5 protein-coding genes are annotated in these 5,559 nt (G+C 39.5%); 1 reads left to right on the top strand and 4 read right to left on the bottom strand.

What is annotated here, in order from left to right:
* Nucleotides 1–247: 247 nt before the first annotated feature.
* A complete protein-coding gene (locus Q0590_RS36475) occupies nucleotides 248–1,591 on the bottom strand; it encodes an NHL domain-containing protein (RefSeq protein WP_302042618.1) in 1,344 nt (447 codons plus the stop codon).
* Between the two features lie 349 nt (nucleotides 1,592–1,940).
* Nucleotides 1,941–2,999, bottom strand: a complete 1,059-nt coding sequence (locus tag Q0590_RS36470; RefSeq protein WP_302042617.1) for a PDDEXK nuclease domain-containing protein — start codon at nucleotides 2,997–2,999, stop codon at nucleotides 1,941–1,943.
* 244 nt (nucleotides 3,000–3,243) lie between these two features.
* On the opposite strand from Q0590_RS36470, the gene Q0590_RS36465 reads away from it, so the two are divergent.
* Nucleotides 3,244–3,819 (top strand): recombinase family protein, encoded by a 576-nt coding sequence (locus tag Q0590_RS36465; protein ID WP_302042616.1) that lies wholly within the window; start codon nucleotides 3,244–3,246, stop codon nucleotides 3,817–3,819.
* A 17-nt stretch (nucleotides 3,820–3,836) separates the two neighbouring features.
* On the opposite strand, the gene Q0590_RS36460 is transcribed toward Q0590_RS36465, so the two are convergent.
* Nucleotides 3,837–4,613, bottom strand: a complete 777-nt coding sequence (locus tag Q0590_RS36460; RefSeq protein WP_302042615.1) for a transposase — start codon at nucleotides 4,611–4,613, stop codon at nucleotides 3,837–3,839.
* Between the two features lie 455 nt (nucleotides 4,614–5,068).
* Nucleotides 5,069–5,380 (bottom strand): transposase, encoded by a 312-nt coding sequence (locus Q0590_RS36455; protein ID WP_302042614.1) that lies wholly within the window; start codon nucleotides 5,378–5,380, stop codon nucleotides 5,069–5,071.
* Nucleotides 5,381–5,559 lie beyond the last annotated feature (179 nt).

Below are 5,559 nucleotides of genomic sequence, written 5' to 3'. Positions count from 1 at the left end.
AATAATCTTGCCAAAAAACTATAAAATTGGATTATGGTCGTTTTTGTTGGACATCTCATTTTATGTTAAATAGATTGATAAGATTTTAACAATTGGTGAATATCACTTTTTGGAAGGAAATCTCTAAGAGAAATACAAAAATCCAGAATTATAATTCATCAGTTAACAATAATGGCTCAACCTCTTATAATAATGCTTGATCTATAAAATGTAATAACAATAAAGGTATGAAAAGAAAGTTTGGAAGTTATCTCATAGTTATTTTACGAATTTTATGGTTAGCGTGATCCACTACATATAAAGTACTATCATTTGCAATAGTTATACCCTTAGGTTGATAAAATCTTGCTTCTGTAGCTGTACCATCAGCATATCCGTCAAATGGACCACCGGCTAAAGTAGTTACTACACCATCTGGAGTAATCTCGCGAATTCGGTGATAACTCGATTCTGTTACATAAAGAGTACCATTACTTGCTACCGCAATACCCATAGGATCATAAAATCTTGCTTCTATTCCAACGCCATTTTTAATACCCCGTTCTCTACTTCCTGCTAATGTGCTTACTATACCATCCGGAGTGATCTTACGAATCATATGACCTTCAACAACATAAAGAGTACCATCACTTGCTACAGCGATATCGTAAGGGATCTCAAATTGTGCTTGTGCTGCAGGCCCGTCAGTATATCCTTTAGTTCCGTTGCCTGCTACAGTACTCACAATGCCATTAGGACTAATCTTGCGGATCCGGTTGCCATTTCCATCCACTATATAAAGGGTACCATCATTTGCTATCTTGATGCCTGTTGGATATGTAAAAAGAGCCTGTGCTGCAGGTCCATCAGCATATCCTTGACTACTTCCTGCTAGTGTGCTTACTATACCATCCGGAGTGATCTTGCGAATCATATGATTATCGGATACATAAAGAGTACCATCACTTGCTATAGCGATACCAGTGAGAGCGGCAAATTGTGCTTGTGCTGCAGGCCCGTCAGTATATCCTGAAAGACCATCACCTGCTACAGTGCTCACAATGCCATTAGGACTAATCTTGCGGATCCGTCTATTAGCAAATTCTGTTATATAAATGGTGCCATCACTTGCTGTAGTTATGGAATGAGGGAGCCAAAACTTAGCATTCATTACTTCTCCATCAGCATATCCTTGACTACTTCCTGCAACAGTAGTTACAGTGATTGTTTGCATATATCTAAATGGAGATGCACTTTTAGCAGATTTGCTATTGGTTGTCACTACAATATTTCCACTTCCTGCCCCAGGAGGAATAGTAATGGTTAAAGAGGTGGAGGTAGCTGCTGTTACTGTACATTTTTTATCATTGAGCGTAACTACATTTTCAGTAAGAACCGTACTGAATCCTGTACCTGTAATTGTGACTGCTGTACCGCTAATCCCATTATCTGGAGTGATAGTAGTTATAGTGGGTGCCACAGGTTCTGGAACTGTAGGATCAACTTTAGGCGGCTGGACTACAGGATCTTGGTTATCTTTTTTGCAAGCACTTAAATTAAAAAATAACAAAATTATTGATAAAACATACACCCTATGCAAATACAATTTCATAATTAAGCGAAAAATATAAATTAATTTTTGAGCTGTTTATCTGATAATTTAATAATTATAATTTCAAGTACAGTTGTTAGATATCCTTTTTACTGCGTAGAACGGACATACAGATGAACAATTTTAGATTATCTGCTAATTATTAATCTACATAATACTTATTTCTTTTGTAGAAAATAATACGCCACCACCTTACTTATAAAATTGCACTACTTATTTCTCTTTGTTCAATAAGTAGTGTTTTGTTAAGGAAAAGGCATAGTAGGGAAAACAATGGAAACTATTATCTTCCCCTCTTGCCCAAATATGAATTTTCAGAAAATGGGTAGATAATTTAACTCCTTCTTTACTATTTGTTATGTGTCAGTTCATTTTCAATATCTTCGATAGTCGGTAAACTGGATTTAAAGTTTTCCGGCAGTGCCCGAGTGAGTTCAAATTCGGAGATACCTATAGGCGTTTGCACTCCTCTCAAGGCATATTCTGCTATTACTTTGTCTTTGGTTTGACATAAGATTAAACCAATGGTTCGCCCATCTGTGGGATGTCTTAACAGGTCATCTACAACAGCACAATAAAAATTCATTTTACCGGCATACTCCGGCTTGAACTCACCTTTCTTCAGATCAATGACAACAAAACAGCGCATCTGTAGATGGTAGAACAATAAATCCAGATAGTAGTCTTGATCTCCTACTTCTAGATGATATTGCCTGCCCACAAAAGCGAAGCCTTTGCCTAGTTCCAGTAGGAATTTCTCTATATGGACGATGAGTTCGGTTTCCAGCTCTCGCTCGGTAAAAGGCTGCGAGAGCGTCAGAAAATCAAAAATATAGGGATCTTTCAAGCTCTGTCTGGCTAAGTCTGATTGTGGATCAGGCAATTGTTCTACAAAATTATTTGTCTTCGACCCCTGCCGAAGATGAAGCTTACTTTCAATCATCAGGCTCAATACATCTCTGCTCCAACCATGTTCAATAGTTTTTTGCCCATACCACAGACGCTCAGATAGGTCTTTAATTTTTTCGATCAGCACCAGGTTATGTCCCCAGGGTAATTGTAAAGCGATATGCAGTTCCATACCTTGCCCTTTTAATTTTGCCACGCTCTGTGGCAAATTTGTCGAGTCAGTCTCCTGCGTATACTCTCTAAAAAAGGCGAGCATTCGGCTCAAATTACGTTCTGAAAAGCCTTTTACTTCAGGCAGCTCATTTTTTAGATCCTTGCTCAACCTGGGAATCACAGCTGAAGACCAGCCTTGTTGCTGTTGTCGATGGTGAATCATCTTTCCAATATCATAATACAGCATAATCATTTGCGTATTGGCTGCTAAACTAGCTTTGGTTTGAGCCAGGCGGATACGTGATTTTACTTCTTCGAGCAGGGATGTATAAAAAATCAAATCCATTTGCGCAGTAGAGGACAATAAGTAGCGTTGGCAATTCTACTAAAAAAAGCTACATATAGCTATATATAATTAGCAAAGATGATGCTCATAAGTAAATATCTTTGAACTAAGGGCAAAAAAAAATAAAAGGAAACCCTATCAAATGTAGTAGGAGTTTTTATCAAACTATTTATAAATCAATCAATTAAAATTTCACGTGGAACCTTTCCTAGTAGCTTTACAGCTCAACAAAATCCATATAACTATGAAAATAGGCTATGCTAGAGTCAGTACAGGAGATCAGAACCTGGACTTGCAAGTAGATGCACTCAAAAAGGCCGGCTGCGGTAAAATCTATCAAGAAAAAGTAAGTGGCATGAAAACTTACCGGGTTGAACTTGCAAAACTACTGGCTCATCTTCGGGCAGGCGATGTATTGGTGATCTGGAAACTGGATCGACTAGGCAGGTCCCTGCAGCACTTAGTAACTCTAACTCAAGAGTTATTGCAGAAAGAAGTAGGGCTGCAAAGTCTTTCAGATCCCATTGATACAACTACCGCTCAAGGCAGATTAGTATTTAATATCTTTGCTTCTTTAGCTCAGTTTGAACGCGATTTGATCAGAGAACGCACCATGGCCGGGCTGGCCAGTGCACGGGTTCGAGGTAGATTAGGAGGTAGAAAAAAGGGCTTATCAGCAAAAGCACAAAAGACAGCCTTAATCGCAGAAGCGCTATATAAGCAAAGGCAACTGCCTGTCATTGATCTTTGTAAGCAACTTTCGATTAGCAAACCTACCTTCTACCGCTATTTAAGATCAAGAGGAGTAGAAATTAAATAGTAAAGGGTAATAAACAATTACAAAAGCAGGACATAGTGACGATGTTCTGCTTTTATCATATTAATAGTTAATTTAACCACCCGTGGCTGTTGCACAACCTGTAAGAGGACAAAATAAAAAGTAAGCCGACGCTGAAGAGGAAGACTTTGGACCTTACTTTTTGGATGAGGTATATGAGAGAGGAGCTTTTGCAGATTATACGCACAAGCCGCCATGAGCATGATTTTATGAGCAGCTTGTTTTCCTTTTGCATGACTTCTTTTCATGCCATAGTAATTGAGTAAACTGCCGAAAACAGCCTCTACGGTAGCCATCCTTCGCCTCTTCATACTTTTGCCTTCACTGCTTTCTACCCGTTCTTGCATAAGTTGATGATAGCGGCGGTAAACACTAAAAGTTAGACTTTGTCGCCTTTTATTGCCACAACACTCCTTTTTAAAGGGACACTCTTTACAATCCTTCACCCGGGCATGGTAGTAATGAGTGGCAAAGCCATTTTCCATTCTAATGCCATGGTAATAAAGCAACTTTTCATTGCGGCACACATAGGCGTTCTCTATAGAATCATAGTAAAAGCCTTCCCTTACCGGATGGTAACTCCCATGAAGAGGAATGAAGCCCTTGATGTGGCGTGCCTCCAGGGCAGAATAATTTTCGCCTGAACTAAAGCCTCCATCGGCTAGTAGATATTGCAGACATAAACCATACTGCTTCAGATTTATTAATAGCTTGTCTACGATTGCCATCAGATGGCGAGAATCCCGTTCGTCTGCCATTGGAGCAAGACGCTCCATTTGCCTGTATATGGGTAATCACGTGCCGATAAGTATCAACAGCCATACTGGAAAGGTAATAGAGACGCGAAGGTTTACCTGCTTTTTGGGTGAGCTTTGCCTCAGGATCGCTTATACTGATATGACTACGGTTATTTCTTGAACAGCTTTTCGGCTTAGCTGTCTTTTCTAGGGCAGTAAAAGAAGAAGCTTGCCCTAAAAGATTAGCAGCTGTGATTTGTTTAGCCTCCCCCTGGAGCAGCCGCCATTCCAACAGCGCTTTTCGCTTCATACTATCTGTAGAAGCATTGGCTTCGACAAAAGCTGCATCCACCACCTGCGTATGTCCACTAACCATCCCCTTTTCTACACAGGCAGTAAGAATGTGTTGGAAACAAGTCTCAAATACAGCAGCCGGTAATCGCTTGCGTGTACGAGACAGAGTGCTGTGGCGGACCTCACGATTAAATCGTGATTTAAGGTCCAGGCAAGCGTTCTCCAGGACTATAATCTAAGAAGTAAAGGATATCTAAGCGTAACCCACTTTTTTCAATCAAGGCTCGATCAGAGCAGATATTTTCAAAATGTGCTACCAGTTGCAATTTAAAAAATACTACAGGGTCTACTGATTTATGCCCACACTTGCCATAATAAGGAGCGACTGCTTGATAGAGAAAGTCTAACTTGAGTAGCTGCTTGATTTGGCGATAGAAATTGTTCTTGGGAACATAGGTTTCCACTAGAAGTGAAGAGCAAGTTTTATTGAATTGTTTTCTTTTGCCTACCATTCTTGAATTTACCAATCAGAAGGCAGATTCCAATCCAACAGTTGTGCAACAGCCTGTCCCCTATAAATTTACTCATAATTAAGCTGGTTGAATATAAATTTTCTTATGGTAGGATGTCTGGAAAATAGAAGGTTTGACAGTCAACAAGTAAGCCTTATTATAGGTGAAAGCTGAAGATG

The sequence above is a fragment of the Rhodocytophaga aerolata genome (genome assembly GCF_030503435.1).
GTDB lineage: Bacteria > Bacteroidota > Bacteroidia > Cytophagales > 172606-1 > Rhodocytophaga > Rhodocytophaga aerolata.
The sequence above is the reverse complement of the archived record's forward strand: the minus strand, read 5'-3'. Positions and strand labels throughout refer to the sequence as shown.

Coding starts and splice junctions, on each gene's coding strand:
- Q0590_RS36475 (WP_302042618.1), bottom strand. CDS start 1,591: ATGAAATTGTATTTGCATAGGGTGTATGTTTTATCAATAATTTTGTTA.
- Q0590_RS36470 (WP_302042617.1), bottom strand. CDS start 2,999: ATGGATTTGATTTTTTATACATCCCTGCTCGAAGAAGTAAAATCACGT.
- Q0590_RS36465 (WP_302042616.1), top strand. CDS start 3,244: ATGAAAATAGGCTATGCTAGAGTCAGTACAGGAGATCAGAACCTGGAC.
- Q0590_RS36460 (WP_302042615.1), bottom strand. CDS start 4,613: ATGGAGCGTCTTGCTCCAATGGCAGACGAACGGGATTCTCGCCATCTG.
- Q0590_RS36455 (WP_302042614.1), bottom strand. CDS start 5,380: ATGGTAGGCAAAAGAAAACAATTCAATAAAACTTGCTCTTCACTTCTA.